Source organism: Novosphingobium sp. FW305-C-30-35, assembly GCF_058783135.1.
This window is the reverse complement of record NZ_JBYSYJ010000001.1, coordinates 1,927,684-1,942,608: the sequence shown is the minus strand read 5'-3', so window position 1 is coordinate 1,942,608 and position 14,925 is coordinate 1,927,684. Positions and strand designations below refer to the sequence as shown.

Sequence of the window (14,925 nt, the reverse complement as noted above, 5' to 3'; positions counted from 1 at the left end):
TTGCGGTCATGCTCCCAGATGGGAGCGCACCACACGCGGTGAATCGCGCAAGGAACGCTCACGCAATTACGGAGCGAGAGCCGTGGCACTGGACGCCAAGACCCTGACCCATCTAGAACGCCTTGAATCCGAGGCGATCCACATCATGCGCGAGGTCGTCGCCGAGGCGACCAATCCCGTCATGCTCTACTCCGTCGGCAAGGACAGCGCGGTCATGCTGCACCTTGCCCGCAAGGCGTTCTATCCCTCGCCGCCGCCGTTCCCGCTGCTGCATGTCGATACCACCTGGAAGTTCCAGGACATGTATGCCCTGCGCAACAAGATGGCGGTCGAGAGCGGCATGGAACTGCTCATCTACCAGAATCCCGAAGCTGCCGAGAAGGGCATCAATCCGTTCGATCACGGCGCGCTCCACACCGACATGTGGAAGACGGAAGGGTTGAAGCAGGCGCTCGACAAGTACGGCTTTGACGCGGCCTTCGGCGGCGCACGGCGTGACGAGGAAAAGAGCCGCGCCAAGGAGCGCATCTTCTCCTTCCGTACTGCCAGCCACGGCTGGGACCCGAAAAACCAGCGCCCCGAATTGTGGAACCTCTACAACGCCCGCAAGAACAAGGGCGAGAGCATTCGCGTGTTCCCGATCTCGAACTGGACCGAGCTTGATATCTGGCAGTACATCCACCTCAACGACGTGCCGATCGTCCCGCTCTACTTTGCCGACGAGCGTCCGACTTATGAGTGGGAGGGCCAGCTGTTCATGGCCGACGACATTCCGCGTCTGGAAAAGGTGCTGGGCTATCGCCCCGAAATCACCATGAAGTCGGTCCGCTTCCGCACCCTTGGCTGCTTCCCGCTGACCGGCGCGGTGGAGAGCACCGCCAAGACGCTGCCTGAAGTGATCCAGGAAACCCTGCTCACCACCACCAGCGAACGTCAGGGTCGCGTGATCGACAAGGATGCCGGTGGCGCCGGCATGGAAGTGAAGAAGCAGCAGGGGTATTTCTGATGAGCACGCAGGACGTTATCTATCAGACCGACGCCCTCATCGCCGAGGACATCAACGCCTATCTGGACCAGCATCAGCACAAGACCATGCTGCGCTTCATCACCTGCGGGTCGGTGGACGATGGCAAGTCCACCCTGATCGGGCGCCTGCTCTATGATTCGAAGATGATCTTCGAGGACCAGCTGGCCGCACTCGAGAACGATTCGAAGAAGGTCGGCACGCAAGGTCAGGAAATCGACTTCGCGCTGCTCGTCGACGGTCTCGCTGCCGAGCGCGAGCAGGGAATCACCATCGACGTTGCCTATCGCTTCTTTAACACCGAGAAGCGCAAGTTCATCGTCGCCGATTGCCCCGGCCACGAACAGTACACCCGCAACATGATCACCGGCGCATCCACCGCCGACCTTGCCGTGATCCTGATCGATGCGCGCAAGGGCGTGCTGGTGCAGACGCGCCGCCATTCCTACCTGTGCCACCTGATCGGCATCCGCAATATCGTTCTGGCCGTGAACAAGATGGATCTGGTTGACTACGACCAGCAGGTGTTCGACGCCATCGTCAAAGAATATGCGGAATTCGCCAAGTCCATCGGGATCGAGAGCTTCACCGCGATGCCGATCTCCGGCTTCAAGGGCGACAACATCACGACGCGCTCGGCCAATACGCCTTGGTATCAGGGCCCCACGCTGGTCGATCACCTTGAAACCGTGGAAGTTCTTTCCTCGGTCGATGCCGACAAGCCCTTCCGCATGCCGGTGCAGTGGGTCAACCGCCCCAACCTCGATTTCCGCGGCTTCTCCGGCTTGATCGCCACTGGTTCGGTCAGGCCGGGCGATGAAATCCGCGTCCTTCCGTCCGGCAAGACCAGCAAGGTCACGCGCGTCGTCACGCTGGATGGGGACCTCGAACAGGGCGTTGCAGGCCAGTCGGTCACACTGTGCCTGGCCGACGAGGTCGACTGCTCGCGCGGCGACGTGATCAGCCTTGCCGACAATCCGCCTCAGGCCGCCGACCAGTTCGAAGCGACGCTCGTCTGGCTCAACGACGAAGCCATGCTGCCGGGTCGCGGCTACTGGCTCAAGCTCGCCACGCAGACCGTCTCGGTCACGGTGCAGCAGCCGAAATACGTCGTGAACGTCAACACGATGGAGCATCTTGCGGCCAAGACGCTCGAGCTCAACGCAATTGGCGTGGCCGAGATCGCCACCGACAAGCCGATCGTTTTCGAGGCCTACAACGATGGCCGCACGCTCGGCGGCTTCGTGCTGATCGACAAGATGAGCAATGCCACCGTCGCTGCCGGCATGCTCAACTTCAGCCTGCGCCGGGCCCAGAACGTGCACTGGCAGGCATTGGACGTGAGCCGCGAGGCCCACGCCACGCTCAAGAACCAGAGCCCCAAGGTGCTGTGGTTCACCGGCCTTTCCGGTTCCGGCAAATCCACCATCGCCAACATGGTCGAAAAGCGCCTGCACGCGCTCGGCAAGCACACCTTCCTGCTCGATGGCGACAACGTGCGCCACGGGCTGAACAAGGACCTGGGCTTCACCGAGGCCGACCGCATCGAGAACATCCGTCGCGTCGGCGAAGTCGCCCGCCTGATGACCGACGCCGGCCTGATCGTGCTCACCGCTTTCATCAGCCCGTTCCGGGCCGAGCGCGAAATGGTCCGCAGTCTGATGGCCGACGGCGAGTTCGTCGAAATCTTCGTCGACACGCCACTCGAAGTGGCAGAAGCCCGTGACGTGAAGGGCCTCTACAAGAAGGCGCGTTCCGGCCAGCTCAAGAACTTCACCGGGATCGACAGCCCCTACGAAGCGCCTGAGGCTCCCGACTTCCGCGTGGATACGACCGCCGAGTCGCCCGAAGATGCCGCCGAACGCATCGTGAATGCGCTTCTCGGGTGGGCCCCGACCATTTAAGCAATCGTCTCTGGCCGGGAGGGAAACCGCCAATGATTCTGTTTCATGGACACGAGGCGCACGCCCGTTCGATCGTCAAGGCGATCAGCTGGCGTACCTTGGGCAGTATCGATACGTTTTTGCTCGGCTGGCTGTTCACCGGCAGCATGAAGGCTGCCGGGGCCATTGCCGGCACCGAGGTGATTACCAAGATCGGACTCTATTACTTCCACGAGCGCGTGTGGAGTTCGATCCACTGGGGCACTCAGCGTCCCCCGGTGGAAGAGGAGGACGCTGCAATCAGCGCCGAAGCAGGCTTGGTCTGACCCCTCAGACCCGGCCGATGCTGCTGTAGGCAAAGCCTGCAGCACGCGCCTCGGTCGGGTCATAGACATTGCGCAGATCCACCAGCACCGGCGCGTTCATAAGGCTCTTCACCCGCGCAAAATCCAGCGCGCGGAACGCATCCCATTCGGTGACAAGGGCAACCGCGTCGGCCCCTGCAACGGCTGCATATGTAGATGCCGCCATGGTCACCTCAGGCAGGATCTCTGCTGCGGCGTCCATGCCTTCCGGATCGTAGGCCACAACTTCGGCCCCCGCATCCAGCAACGTCTGCACGATCGCGATCGAGGGTGCATCGCGCATGTCGTCGGTGTTCGGCTTGAACGTCAGGCCCAGCAGCGCCACGCGCTTGCCGCGGGCGTCGCCGCCCAGCGCCTCGATCACCTTGCGACCCATTGCGCGCTTGCGGCTGTCGTTCACCTTGACCACTGCTTCGACCAACCGCACCGGGCTGTTGTAATCCTCCGCGGTCTTGAGCAGCGCCAGAGTGTCCTTGGGGAAGCACGACCCGCCATAGCCCGGCCCCGCATGCAGGAATTTCGGCCCGATGCGATTGTCGAGGCCGATACCCCGCGCCACGTCCTGCACATCGCCGCCGACCTTTTCGCACAGGTCTGCCATCTCGTTGATGAAGGTGATCTTGGTGGCAAGAAAGGCATTGGCGGCGTACTTGATCAGCTCGCTGCTGCGGCGCGAAGTAAACAGGATCGGCGCGCGGTTGAGAAACAGCGGGCGATAGACCTCACGCATCACGCCACGCGCCCATTCCTCCTCGGCACCGATGACGATACGGTCGGGCCGCTTGAAATCGCCGATGGCGGCGCCTTCACGCAGGAATTCCGGATTGGATACCACGGCGAATTTCACATCGGTTCCGCTCTCGCGAATGATCCGCTCCACCTCGTCGCCGGTGCCCACCGGCACGGTCGACTTGGTTACGACAACGGTCGGCGTCCTGATGTTTTCCGCCAGCTCCTGGGCCACGGCATAGACATAGGTCAGGTCGGCGTGCCCGTCGCCCCGGCGCGAGGGCGTGCCGACTGCAATGAAGATCGCAGCAGCATCTTCGATGGAACTGGCAAGATCAGTCGAGAACGACAGGCGCCCGGCCTTGACGTTGGCGGCGACCAGTTCGGCCAAGCCCGGTTCGTAGATCGGCATGACGCCGGAGCGCAGTCGCTCGATCTTGCTCTCGTCCTTGTCGATGCAGACCACGTCGTGGCCGAAATCGGCAAAGCAGGCTCCCGAAACCAGCCCGACATAGCCCGAGCCAACCATTGCGATCTTCATCAAAGCACTCCGTACAGCCCTGCGCTGTTAGCAAGCACTGGCCCATCCCGGAACCCTGCTTGCGGGCGCGCCTCCTAACCGTCTAACCTTGCCGGAACATGACTAGCATTTCCCTGCCCGAAAGCTGGCTGCCGAGCCTCGAACCGGTCCTGCAATCCCCTCCCTTGCGCGACCTCGACGCTTTCCTCGACGCCGAAGAACGCATCGGCAAGGAGATCTATCCACCGCGCGATGCGCGCCTCGCCGCGCTGGAGCTGACGCCGCTCGATCAGGTGCGCGTGGTCATCCTCGGGCAGGACCCGTACCACGGTCCGGGACAGGCGCACGGTCTGGCTTTCTCCGTCCGGCGTGGCGTCAAGATTCCGCCAAGCCTCGTGAACATCTACAAGGAACTCGAAGCCGACCTTGGCATCCCGCGCGCAGGCCACGGCAATCTCACGCGCTGGGCGCAGCAAGGCGTGCTCCTGCTCAACAATGCGCTGACAGTCGAGGCAGCAAACGCTGGCTCGCATCAGGGCAAGGGCTGGGAACTGCTCACCGATGCCGCAGTCGAAGCCGTCGCCTTGCGGCCCAAGCCCACCGTCTTCATGCTGTGGGGCAGCCATGCGCAGAAGAAGGCAGCGCGCATCGCCGCGCTGCGGAGCGGCCCGCATCTCGTGCTCAAGGCCCAGCACCCCAGCCCGCTTTCGGCCTACAAGGGCTTCTTCGGCTCGAAACCCTTCAGCCAGGCCAATGCCTTCCTTCAGGCCCATGGGCGCGGCGCGATAGACTGGCGCCTCCAGGAAACCCTGTTCTGACGCAAAAAGCCCCGCCACAGCGGGGCTTTCGCATCGGGCTCGGGCCGAAGCTCAGCCCGGGATCGAAGCGGACGCTGCCTGACCGTCACCTTCCGGCGCGGCAAGGATGTCGCGCACGACCTGGCCCTTGGCCACGGTCTGCGTTGCCGGATCACCCACGGTCGAACGGATCGAGGCTGCTGCGGTACCCGCACGGTTGAGCGCGTCGGTCTCCACGCTGGAACGTGCCGAAGGACCGCCGAACAGGGTTTCCAGCGTCTGCTTGCCGGTTTCCGAATCCTGCGGACGCGGCGCGCCGGGGCTCGGCGGGGTCAGCGCGAAATCGGGCGGCACGACCAGCGGCGCGGCGCGCGTCACGGCCATTTCGTCAGGACGGTCACGGTTGAACAGCGAACCGCCGCCACCGCAGGCCGACAGAAGAGTCGCCGCCGAGACGACAAGGGCAAGGGCGGCAGCTTTACGCATCATGCATTCTCCGTGGCGGTATGGTCGCCGCTATCGTTTGGCTTTTCGCGCGATTTGAACGAGCGGGCAAGCAGTATCAGGACACCGAACGTGATCGCCACGTCGGCCAGATTGAAGATGGCGAAAGGCCGCCATTCGCCGATGTGCAGGTCGGCATAGTCGATCACATAGCCCAGGGTCAGCCGGTCATAGATATTGCCCAGCGCCCCGCCCAGCACGAGCCCAAGCGCAAGAATGTCACCGCGCAAGGTCTCGCGCAGCATCCACACCGTCACGCCCAGCGCAATCAGTGCCGTCACGATGATCAGACCGTACCGCATCTCCATCGACGTTGCCGTGAACATGCCGAACGAAACGCCATAGTTCTCGGCATAGCGCAGGTCGAAGAACGGCAGCAGGTCTATCACCCCCAGATCGCGCAGCATCAGCGGGCCCACCATGACCGCCTTGACGATCCGGTCGACCACAGCAACCAGCAGCGCCAGGCCCAGGCCCTCGATGCGCGGACGGGTCAGCATCAGGCCGCTGCACCTGCGTCAATGGCCGTCACGACCTCGTCGCAACGATCGCACAGCGCTCCGTCTTCCGTGACTTCCGGAAGCAGGCGCCAGCAACGGCCGCACTTGTGGTCGGTGGAACGGGTGACAATCACGTCACTGCCCTGCCCGCGATTGACTGTCGCGGTGATGAACAGCTCTGCCAGATCAGCCTCCGGCGCGCCTTCCGGCACGGTCACAACCGCTTCGAGGCCGGAGCCCAGCACCTTTTCGCGGCGCAGCGGCTCGATGGCTTCGTTCACCGTCTGGCGCAGCGCGCGAAGTTCGCTCCAGCGCGCTTCGTCCACCGAAACGGCAGGCACCTCAGGCCATTCCAGCAAATGCACGCTGTCGCTACCCGGATAGCGCGACTGCCACACTTCCTCAGCCGTGAACACCAGCACCGGCGCGCCATAGCGGACCAGCGCGTGGAACAACGTGTCGAGCACGGTGCGATAGGCGCGGCGCTTCGGGTCCGAAGGTGCGTCGCAGTAGAGGCAATCCTTGCGGATATCGAAGAAGAACGCCGAAAGGTCCTCGTTGCAGAAATCGGTCAGCGCGCGGACATAGGTGTTGTAGTCGAAGTCCTCGACAGCCTGCTTCAGCGTGGCATCGAGCTTGCCGAGCAGGCCGAGCATGTACTGCTCCAGCTCGGGCATCTCCACCACCGGCAGCCGCTCGGCCTCGCTGAAGCCGTCCAGCGCACCCAGCAGGTAGCGGTAGGTGTTGCGCAGCTTGCGGTACTGGTCGGCAACGCCCTGGAGGATCTCCTTGCCGATGCGGTGGTCCTCGGTGAAATCGACCGAGAGCGCCCAGAGCCGCAGGATATCCGCCCCGTAATCGCGCATCAGGTCGATCGGGCTGATCGTGTTGCCCAGGGACTTGGACATCTTCATGCCCTTCTGGTCCATGGTGAACCCGTGCGTCAGCACGCCCTTGTAGGGCGCATGGCCGCGCGTTGCGCAGGATTCGAGCAAGGACGACTGGAACCAGCCACGATGCTGGTCCGACCCTTCAAGGTAGAGGTCGGCACGCGGGCCGGTCCAGCCTTCGGGACGCAGCAGATCGGGCCAGCGCCCGGATTCCAGCACGAAGGCATGGGTGGAGCCGGAATCGAACCACACGTCGAGAATGTCGGTGACGCGCTCGTAGTCCTCGAGCTTGTACTTGTCGCCCAGGTACTCCTGCGCCCGCTCCTCGTCCCACGCATCCACGCCCTCGGCCATGACCGCGGCGACGATGCGCGCGTTGACGTCGGGATCGTTGAGGTATTGGCCGGTCTTGCGATCGACGAACAGCGTGATTGGCACGCCCCACGCGCGCTGGCGCGACAGCACCCAGTCCGGGCGGCCTTCGACCATCGCGCCGATGCGATTGCGGCCCTTTTCGGGCACGAAGCGGGTGTCGGCGATGGCCTTTGTGGCCTTTTCGCGCAGCGTGCCGCCTTCGGCCTCGCGGTCCATCGGCACGAACCACTGCGGCGTGCAGCGATAGATCACCTTGGCCTTCGAACGCCACGAATGCGGGTAGGAATGCTTGTAGTCGGCCGACGCCGCCAGCAGCCCGCCAGCCGCGCGCAGGTCCTCGCAGATCGGCCCGTCCGGCGCGTTGAACTTGGGATTGATGACCGAGCCCTGCCCGCCGAGCCAGCCCCAGTCCTCGCGATACTTGCCATCGCCCTGCACGGCAAACACCGGCTCGATCCCGTGCGCCTTGCACAGCGCAAAGTCGTCCTCGCCATGGTCCGGCGCCATATGGACAAGGCCCGTGCCACTGTCGGTCGTGACGAAATCCCCGGGCAGCATCGGACGCGGCTTGGCGAAGAACCCGCCGAGCGCGTGCATCGGATGGCGGCAGATGGTTCCGGCGAGGTCGGAGCCTTTGAATTCTGTTGCGTCTTCGAAATCATCCAACCGATAATCAGCCGCCCCGGACAATTGCTTTAGCGACGCATCCAAACGCTTTCCGAACTCTTCAAGCAAAGGCTTAGCGATCAAGAATTTGGGATCACCCGCCAATTCGAACGAAGGATTGGCTTCAAAAAAAGTTGCTACTGCTTCCGCGGAGCCGTGGGCGTTTATGTCGAGAGTGACCAGCACATACTCAACCTCAGGCCCATAAGCCAAAGCCTGGTTCACCGGGATCGTCCAAGGCGTCGTCGTCCAGATCACCGCATGCGCGCCGACCAGTTCCGCAATCGGCGACTCAACGATCTCGAACGCCACATCGATCTGGGTCGAGACGATATCCTCGTACTCCACCTCGGCCTCGGCCAGCGCGGTCTTTTCGACCGGGCTCCACATCACCGGCTTGGCCCCGCGATAGAGCTGGCCGCTTTCGGCAAACTTCAGCAGTTCGCGCACGATGGTGCCCTCAGCCTGGCTGTCCATCGTCAGGTAGGGGTTGTCCCAATCGCCATTGATGCCAAGGCGCTTCAGCTGCTCGCGCTGCACGTCGACCCACTTCTGGGCATAGGCGCGGCATTCGGCGCGGAATTCCTTCGGCGGAACCTCGTCCTTGTTCTTCTTCTTCTTGCGGTACTCTTCCTCGACCTTCCACTCGATGGGCAGGCCGTGGCAGTCCCAGCCGGGCACATAGGGCGCGTCCTTGCCCAGCAGCGACTGGGTGCGGCAGACCATGTCCTTGAGGATATGGTTCAGCGCATGGCCAATGTGCATGTCGCCATTGGCATAGGGCGGGCCGTCATGGAGAATGAACTTCTCGCGGCCTTTGCGCGCCTCGCGCAGCTTCCGGTAAATCCCCTCGTCCTGCCAGCGCGAAAGAATGACCGGCTCCTTCTGGGGGAGGCCAGCCTTCATCGGGAAATCGGTCTTCGGCAGGAAGACGGTCGGTCGGAAGTCGCGTGGTTCAGTCATGACGGCTGCGCACTAGAGCAATTGCGCACATTGGGGAAGTGGGGCGCTGGCAAGCGGCAACAAGCCTTCAAAGCAAGCACATCGTCACCCTGAACTCGTTTCAGGGTTCATCTCTCCACACGAACAGCAGTTTGATCGGCAACATGGATCCTGAAACAAGTTCAGGATGACAGGGTGACGAGCAGCGGGCCGCTACGCCAGCAACCGCCGCGCCTCGTCGCAATCCCGCCCCATCTGCGCCACCAGCGCATCGAGCCCCTCGAACTTCGCCTCGGGTCGCAGGAAGTGGTGGAACGCCACCTCGATCTCCTGCCCGTAGAGATCGCGCGAGAAATCGAAGAAGTGCGGCTCGAGCAGCTCCTTGGGCGGATCGAACGTCGGGCGGATTCCAAGGTTCGCCGCGCCTTTGAGCACGCACCCGTCAGGCAGACGCCCCGTAACCGCATAGATGCCATAGCGCGGGCGCAGGTACATGCCGATGTCGAGGTTGGCGGTGGGAAAATTGATCGTGCGGCCCAGCTTGTCGCCATGCTGAACCATGCCACGGATCGCGAATGGCCGCGTCAGCAGCTTCGTCGCCGTCTCGCAGTCGCCTGATTTCAAAGCCTCGCGAATGCGGCTCGATGAGACGACCTCGCCCTCCAGCGTGACCGGCCCCACCGCGCGCGCCGTCAGGCCAAAGCGCGGCCCCTCTTGGCGCAGCACTTGCGCATTGCCGCTGCGGCCCTTGCCGAAGGTGAAGTCCTCGCCCGTCACCACGCCGACCGCGCCAAGATGCCCGACCAGCCCCGCCTCGATCCATTCGAGCGCGGTCATCCCGGCAACGTCCGCGCCGAAGTGGATCACCAGCATGGCATCGGCACCAGCGGCCGCGAACAGCTCCTGCCGCTGATCCAACGTAGTAAGGCGGAACGGCTCGGCATCGGGCTTGAAGTGCCGCACCGGATGCGGATCGAACGTCGCTACGATCGCCGGACGCCCTTCCGCCTTGGCCCAACGGATCGCCTCACCCACCACCGCCTGGTGGCCAAGATGAAACCCGTCGAAATTGCCCAGCGCGACAATCCCGCCACGCATCGCTTCCGGAACCGGCTGCAGACTGTCGAGACGAATCATGCGTCCGCCCTGGCGTACGTGACGAAATCGAAAGCGGGTCTCTCAGCCTGCGCCGGATGCACTTCGCGCGATACCTCTGTCCACTCCTGTCCGAGCGGCTCCATCACGGTATCACCCTCGAACAGCCCACGTACTTCCGTCAATTCCACCCGTTCGGCAAGGGGCATGAACAGGCGGTAGATCTCCGCCCCGCCGACGACGGCAACCTCGCCCTCACCCGCCAGCGTCAGAGCCTGCTCCACGCTCGTCGCCACTTCGGCACCTTCGGCGTTCCAACCGGCATCGCGCGTCAGCACGATGTGGCGACGTCCCGGCAGCAACCCTGGCAGGCTCTCGAAGGTCTTGCGCCCCATGATCATCGGCTTGCCAAGGGTCAGCGCCTTGAACCGCTTGAGATCGGCGGGCAGGCGCCACGGCAGGCCATTGTCCTTGCCGATCACGCCGTTGTCGGCGCGGGCATAGATCAGGAACAGCCCAGCCCTGATTGCGCTCACAGCACCAGCCGCGTCACGTGGCCCATCTTGCGCCCGGGCCGCACCGCCGCCTTGCCGTAAAGGTGCAGGTGGTTGGCAGGGTCGGACAGGATCGCGGGCCAATCGTGCGCATCGTCACCAATCAGGTTGTCCATGACCACGCCCTTGGCCGCCAGCGCGGTCGAGCCCAGCGGCAGCCCGCAGATCGCGCGCACGTGGTTCTCGAACTGGCTGGTGAGCGCGCCCTCGATGGTCCAGTGTCCGGAATTGTGCACGCGCGGCGCCATCTCGTTGAACACCGGGCCGTCAGCCGTCGCAAAGAACTCCAGCGTCAGCACGCCGACATAGCCCAGCGCATCGGCCACCTTCGCCGCCAGCGCCCGCGCCTCTTCCAACTGCGCGACAATCACCGGCGAGGCCGGAACGGTCGAACGGTCCAGAATGCCGCCCTTGTGCACGTTCTCGGCGCTGTCCCAGAAGCGCACTTCGCCCGCTTCCGTGCGCACGAGGATCACCGAGAACTCAGCGTCGAAGGTCACGAAGCCTTCGTAGATCAACGGCTTGCCGGGCAGTTCAACGGCCTCGGCATCAGAAGCCTGCACGATCCGCCACTGGCCCTTGCCGTCATAGCCATCGCGCCGTGTCTTGAGGATCCCCGGCGCGCCGATACTGGCCACCGCGGCGCGCAGGTCCTCCATCGAATCGACCTTGGCCCAGGGAGCAGGCCGCCCGCCGAGTGCTTCGACGAACGACTTCTCGTTCACGCGGTCCTGCGCCACTTCCAGCGCCCTGGCCGGAGGATGGAGCGGCGCATGGGCCGTCACTGCCGCCAGAGGCGTTGCCGCCACGTTCTCGAACTCGTAGGTCACGACCGCGCATTGTGCAGCGAATGCCGCCAGCGCCGGCTCGTCGTCGTACTCGCCTTGCGTGAATGCGGCGCAGACATCGGCGGCAATCGAATCCGCTTCCGGCGCATAGACGTGGCAGCGATACCCCAGGTTCGCAGCCGCCAGCGCAATCATCCGGCCCAGCTGGCCGCCACCGAGGATGCCGATCGTCTCGCCGGGAGGGATCATCAGACCGGCTGCTCCGCCACCGAATCGGTCTGCGCGGTGCGGAAGGCAATCAGCCGCTCGGCCAGCGCCGCGTCAGACGTCGCCAGGATCGACGCTGCAAAAATGCCCGCATTGGTCGCGCCCGGCACGCCGATGGCCAGCGTCCCGACCGGAATGCCGCCCGGCATCTGCACGATCGACAGCAGCGAATCCATGCCTTTCAGCGCCTTGGATTCGACCGGCACGCCCAGCACCGGCAGATGGGTCATCGAAGCGACCATGCCCGGAAGGTGCGCCGCACCACCAGCGCCGGCGATCACCACCTTGAAGCCTTCGGCATGCGCGCCCTTGGCAAAGCTCACCAGCCGATCGGGCGTGCGGTGCGCCGAGACGATGCGGCATTCATGTGCCACGCCGAGCTTTTCCAGCACGGCAGAGGCGTTCTTCATCGTCTCCCAGTCGGACTGGCTGCCCATGACGATGGCGACCAAAGGCTTGTCAGTCATCTCCCCTGCCCCCTTCAGGCTTGCCGAAGCGCTCAGCGCTCCGAGAGGTAATAGCGTTCGATCTCGGCAAGGTTGTCGTCGAGTTCATAGACGATCGGCTGGCCGGTCGGAATCTCGAGGCCGGTGATGTCCTCGTCCGAAATGCCGGACAGGTGCTTGACCAGCGCGCGCAAGGAATTGCCGTGGGCCGAGACGATAACCGTCTCACCGGCACGCAGCGCAGGCGCGATCTTCTCTTCCCAGCACGGCAGCACGCGCGCGATGGTATCCTTGAGGCTTTCGGTCGAAGGCACCGCGATCCCGGCATAGCGCGGGTCGGACGACAGATCGAATTCGCTGCCTGCTTCCAGCACCGGCGGCGGCACGTCAAAGCTGCGGCGCCAGACCTTGACCTGATCGTCGCCATGCTTGGCCGCGGTCTCGGCCTTGTCGAGCCCGGTCAGGCCGCCATAGTGCCGCTCGTTCAGGCGCCAGTCCTTGTCTTCCTGCACCCACAGACGGCCGGCAGCCTCAAGCGCCAGATGCAGCGTCTTGATCGCGCGGGTCTGCAGCGACGTGAAGGCCAGCGTCGGCAGCACGCCCTTGTCCTTGAGCAGCTTGCCTGCGGCGAAGGCTTCGGCCGCACCCTTCTCGGTCACGTCGACGTCCCACCAGCCGGTGAAGCGGTTCTCGAGGTTCCACTGCGACTGGCCGTGGCGAATCAGGATCAGGCGGGGCATCAGGGCATCCTGTAACTGACTTTAAGAAGGAACCGCGCCCCTAGCGTCAGGCGGCCGAATTGGAAAGCCCGGTTTCCGGCGAATCGGGCGATTCGGACTCGGATCCGCTGGCAGATCCCATGGCACGTGCCTGTGCCTTGCGGCGCTTGAGGTTCTCGCGCAGCCGCGCCGCCAGCCGCTCTTCGCGCGTCATCGGGGTTTTTGCATCGTTCATGGCACCCGATTGCCGGTATCGCCGACTAACTGCAAGACTTGAAGGCATTGCGCCGGAACGTCGCTTGACAAAGGGTCATGCCCCCGTCATTAGCGCGCCCCTGCCCACCCCGCCGGTTCGCCGGTGGGAAGTGGCCAAGCGGAAATGGTGTGCTGCTGTAGCTCAGTGGTAGAGCGCATCCTTGGTAAGGCTGAGGTCGGGAGTTCAATCCTCCCCAGCAGCACCATTTCCCCGCAGACACAGCATGGTCTGCCGCAAAAACTTACTTTTGATATATGGAACCTGCCGTAGCGCTGCGGCTTTATGCTGTATTGAACGCGCGTGGGGGCTCCCGGATGCTGTCTAGAGCAGAACTCTCTCCTGAAAGCCTGTCCCACGTCCTTGAACAGAGCACCGATTGCGTAAAGCTGGTCGATCCGCAGGGCAACTTGTTGTGGATGAATCCCAACGGCCTTTGCGCGATGGAAATCGAGGACTTCGACTTACTTAGCGGTCAGGAGTGGGCGGCACTCTGGCCGGAGGATGCCCGCCCGGTGATCCGTTCTGCCCTGGCCGACGCCAGCGCAGGCGGCGTCGTGCGCCTCGAGGCGTTCTGCCCCACCGCCAAGGGCACGCCTCGCTGGTGGGAAGTCAGCCTTTCCGCGGTTCGCGCCCCTGATGGCGAACACGCCGGCTACATCTCCATCTCGCGCGACGTCAGCCAGCTGCATGCCGATCGCGAGGCGCTGAAGATCCTGCTGTCGGAAATGCGCCACAGGCTGAAGAACAGCTTCGCCATGGTCTGCGCCATGTTGCGCACGGTTGCTCGCGGAAACGAGACCCACACGGAGTTTGCCAGCGACATGGTCGCGCGGATCTCGGCCCTTGCCACCGCACAGACCCTGTTTGACGGCGAGACCGACCAATCCGACCTGCATGAACTGCTCTCCACGCTGATTCTCCCCTTTCGCACGGCACAGGGCACGCGGGTCGAGCTTGATTGCGCCGCCAGCCAGGAGGTTGATCGGCGGGAGGCCGACGTGATCTCGCTGGTCGTGGGGGAGTTGACCGTCAATTCCACCAAGCACGGTGCCATCGGGCACGGTGGCAGCATCGCGCTTGACGCGCGCACTGAAGGCGAGGGACTGGAGACGCGCCACGTTATCGTCTGGCAGGAACAGTCCGATCGCCCTGTGGTCGCCAGATCACGCTCGGGCGGACAGGGGCTGACCCTGATCGAGCGGATCTGCGCCGCCCGCGGAGGCACGTTCAGCATCGAGTGGCAGGACAGCGGCCTAGCCGCCATGCTGTCCCTGCCGAGGATAGCCTGATCAGGCCCTGAGGTCGGCCCACTCCGGATGGCGGCGAAACGCCGCTTCCACATAGCTGCACTGTGGCACGATCCTGAAGCCGAACTGCCGCGCGTCTTTCACCAGCGCCTTGACCAGTTCGCCCGCCACCCCGCGACCGCCGATTTCGGTGGGCACCAGAGTATGGTCGGCCACCACCACGTCACCGTTCCGCTGATACGTCAGCCGCCCGATTGCGTCGCTGCCTTCGACCTTGGCGTGGTATTCCCCGCGCGCGCCCTGATCGAGATGAGTGATGCTGACGTCGGCCATTGTGCTTCCTGTCCTTTTGTGACTG

At 63.9% G+C, this 14,925-nt stretch carries 16 protein-coding genes and 1 tRNA gene; 6 read left to right on the top strand and 11 right to left on the bottom strand.

The window, feature by feature from the left end:
- The first annotated feature begins 82 nt into the window (after window positions 1-82).
- From cysD to AC3WLM_RS09630, 3 genes are read left to right on the top strand one after another with little or no spacing between them, the layout of a single operon-like run.
- A complete protein-coding gene (gene cysD, locus AC3WLM_RS09640) occupies window positions 83-1,006 on the top strand; it encodes a sulfate adenylyltransferase subunit CysD (protein ID WP_230487744.1) in 924 nt (307 codons plus the stop codon).
- Window positions 1,006-2,928 (top strand): sulfate adenylyltransferase subunit CysN, encoded by a 1,923-nt coding sequence (cysN, locus tag AC3WLM_RS09635; RefSeq protein WP_492477239.1) that lies wholly within the window; start codon window positions 1,006-1,008, stop codon window positions 2,926-2,928. The genes cysD and cysN overlap by 1 nt, the downstream gene beginning before the upstream one ends.
- A 32-nt stretch (window positions 2,929-2,960) precedes the next feature.
- The gene (locus tag AC3WLM_RS09630) at window positions 2,961-3,233 is read left to right on the top strand and encodes a DUF2061 domain-containing protein (protein WP_039337221.1); all 273 of its coding nucleotides are present in this window, start codon (window positions 2,961-2,963) and stop codon (window positions 3,231-3,233) included.
- Between the two features lie 4 nt (window positions 3,234-3,237).
- Here the strand turns inward: AC3WLM_RS09630 and AC3WLM_RS09625 are convergent, their stop codons facing one another.
- On the bottom strand, window positions 3,238-4,542 hold the full coding sequence (locus AC3WLM_RS09625; protein WP_492477238.1) for a UDP-glucose dehydrogenase family protein: 1,305 nt from the start codon (window positions 4,540-4,542) through the stop codon (window positions 3,238-3,240).
- Between the two features lie 98 nt (window positions 4,543-4,640).
- Between AC3WLM_RS09625 and ung the strand changes: the two genes are divergently transcribed.
- Window positions 4,641-5,339, top strand: coding sequence for a uracil-DNA glycosylase (ung, locus tag AC3WLM_RS09620; RefSeq protein WP_492477237.1), 699 nt, complete (start codon window positions 4,641-4,643; stop codon window positions 5,337-5,339).
- Window positions 5,340-5,390: 51 nt separating this feature from the next.
- Here ung and AC3WLM_RS09615 read toward each other — a convergent pair whose 3' ends face one another.
- The 9 genes from AC3WLM_RS09615 to AC3WLM_RS09575 all read right to left on the bottom strand — a co-directional run bounded on the left by AC3WLM_RS09615 (window position 5,391) and on the right by AC3WLM_RS09575 (window position 13,299).
- Window positions 5,391-5,804, bottom strand: a complete 414-nt coding sequence (locus tag AC3WLM_RS09615) for a DUF3035 domain-containing protein (protein ID WP_427465615.1) — start codon at window positions 5,802-5,804, stop codon at window positions 5,391-5,393.
- Window positions 5,804-6,322 carry a signal peptidase II gene (lspA, locus tag AC3WLM_RS09610; protein WP_427465613.1) on the bottom strand — a complete coding sequence of 173 codons (519 nt, stop codon included), beginning with the start codon at window positions 6,320-6,322 and terminating at the stop codon, window positions 5,804-5,806. The genes AC3WLM_RS09615 and lspA overlap by 1 nt, the downstream gene beginning before the upstream one ends.
- The gene (gene ileS, locus AC3WLM_RS09605; protein ID WP_492477236.1) at window positions 6,322-9,216 is read right to left on the bottom strand and encodes an isoleucine--tRNA ligase; all 2,895 of its coding nucleotides are present in this window, start codon (window positions 9,214-9,216) and stop codon (window positions 6,322-6,324) included. The genes lspA and ileS overlap by 1 nt, the downstream gene beginning before the upstream one ends.
- Before the next feature lie 192 nt (window positions 9,217-9,408).
- Window positions 9,409-10,332, bottom strand: a complete 924-nt coding sequence (locus AC3WLM_RS09600; protein ID WP_492477235.1) for a bifunctional riboflavin kinase/FAD synthetase — start codon at window positions 10,330-10,332, stop codon at window positions 9,409-9,411.
- Window positions 10,329-10,826 carry a dihydrofolate reductase gene (locus AC3WLM_RS09595; RefSeq protein ID WP_039337229.1) on the bottom strand — a complete coding sequence of 166 codons (498 nt, stop codon included), beginning with the start codon at window positions 10,824-10,826 and terminating at the stop codon, window positions 10,329-10,331. Before AC3WLM_RS09595 ends, AC3WLM_RS09600 begins: the two co-directional genes overlap by 4 nt.
- A complete protein-coding gene (locus AC3WLM_RS09590) occupies window positions 10,823-11,881 on the bottom strand; it encodes a 5-(carboxyamino)imidazole ribonucleotide synthase (protein ID WP_492477234.1) in 1,059 nt (352 codons plus the stop codon). Before AC3WLM_RS09590 ends, AC3WLM_RS09595 begins: the two co-directional genes overlap by 4 nt.
- Window positions 11,881-12,366, bottom strand: coding sequence for a 5-(carboxyamino)imidazole ribonucleotide mutase (purE, locus tag AC3WLM_RS09585; RefSeq protein WP_492477233.1), 486 nt, complete (start codon window positions 12,364-12,366; stop codon window positions 11,881-11,883). The genes AC3WLM_RS09590 and purE overlap by 1 nt, the downstream gene beginning before the upstream one ends.
- 32 nt (window positions 12,367-12,398) lie before the next feature.
- Window positions 12,399-13,085, bottom strand: coding sequence for a 2,3-diphosphoglycerate-dependent phosphoglycerate mutase (gene gpmA, locus AC3WLM_RS09580; RefSeq protein ID WP_039337234.1), 687 nt, complete (start codon window positions 13,083-13,085; stop codon window positions 12,399-12,401).
- 46 nt (window positions 13,086-13,131) lie between these two features.
- The gene (locus AC3WLM_RS09575; RefSeq protein ID WP_169745743.1) at window positions 13,132-13,299 is read right to left on the bottom strand and encodes a hypothetical protein; all 168 of its coding nucleotides are present in this window, start codon (window positions 13,297-13,299) and stop codon (window positions 13,132-13,134) included.
- 151 nt (window positions 13,300-13,450) lie between these two features.
- Between AC3WLM_RS09575 and AC3WLM_RS09570 the strand changes: the two genes are divergently transcribed.
- Both AC3WLM_RS09570 and AC3WLM_RS09565 read left to right on the top strand, forming a co-directional pair.
- Window positions 13,451-13,525 (top strand) — tRNA-Thr (locus AC3WLM_RS09570).
- 109 nt (window positions 13,526-13,634) lie between these two features.
- Window positions 13,635-14,609, top strand: coding sequence for a PAS domain-containing protein (locus AC3WLM_RS09565; protein ID WP_492477232.1), 975 nt, complete (start codon window positions 13,635-13,637; stop codon window positions 14,607-14,609).
- On the opposite strand, the gene AC3WLM_RS09560 is transcribed toward AC3WLM_RS09565, so the two are convergent.
- Window positions 14,610-14,900, bottom strand: a complete 291-nt coding sequence (locus AC3WLM_RS09560) for a GNAT family N-acetyltransferase (RefSeq protein WP_039337238.1) — start codon at window positions 14,898-14,900, stop codon at window positions 14,610-14,612. It lies immediately after the preceding gene.
- Window positions 14,901-14,925 lie beyond the last annotated feature (25 nt).

Bases quoted from the DNA above. Each gene is read 5' to 3' on its own strand.
- cysN (WP_492477239.1), top strand. From the start codon at position 1,006: ATGAGCACGCAGGACGTTATCTATCAGACCGACGCCCTCATCGCCGAG.
- AC3WLM_RS09630 (WP_039337221.1), top strand. From the start codon at position 2,961: ATGATTCTGTTTCATGGACACGAGGCGCACGCCCGTTCGATCGTCAAG.
- AC3WLM_RS09625 (WP_492477238.1), bottom strand. From the start codon at position 4,542: ATGAAGATCGCAATGGTTGGCTCGGGCTATGTCGGGCTGGTTTCGGGA.
- ung (WP_492477237.1), top strand. From the start codon at position 4,641: ATGACTAGCATTTCCCTGCCCGAAAGCTGGCTGCCGAGCCTCGAACCG.
- AC3WLM_RS09615 (WP_427465615.1), bottom strand. From the start codon at position 5,804: ATGCGTAAAGCTGCCGCCCTTGCCCTTGTCGTCTCGGCGGCGACTCTT.
- lspA (WP_427465613.1), bottom strand. From the start codon at position 6,322: ATGCTGACCCGTCCGCGCATCGAGGGCCTGGGCCTGGCGCTGCTGGTT.
- ileS (WP_492477236.1), bottom strand. From the start codon at position 9,216: ATGACTGAACCACGCGACTTCCGACCGACCGTCTTCCTGCCGAAGACC.
- AC3WLM_RS09600 (WP_492477235.1), bottom strand. From the start codon at position 10,332: ATGATTCGTCTCGACAGTCTGCAGCCGGTTCCGGAAGCGATGCGTGGC.
- AC3WLM_RS09590 (WP_492477234.1), bottom strand. From the start codon at position 11,881: ATGATCCCTCCCGGCGAGACGATCGGCATCCTCGGTGGCGGCCAGCTG.
- purE (WP_492477233.1), bottom strand. From the start codon at position 12,366: ATGACTGACAAGCCTTTGGTCGCCATCGTCATGGGCAGCCAGTCCGAC.
- gpmA (WP_039337234.1), bottom strand. From the start codon at position 13,085: ATGCCCCGCCTGATCCTGATTCGCCACGGCCAGTCGCAGTGGAACCTC.
- AC3WLM_RS09575 (WP_169745743.1), bottom strand. From the start codon at position 13,299: ATGAACGATGCAAAAACCCCGATGACGCGCGAAGAGCGGCTGGCGGCG.
- AC3WLM_RS09565 (WP_492477232.1), top strand. From the start codon at position 13,635: ATGCTGTCTAGAGCAGAACTCTCTCCTGAAAGCCTGTCCCACGTCCTT.
- AC3WLM_RS09560 (WP_039337238.1), bottom strand. From the start codon at position 14,900: ATGGCCGACGTCAGCATCACTCATCTCGATCAGGGCGCGCGCGGGGAA.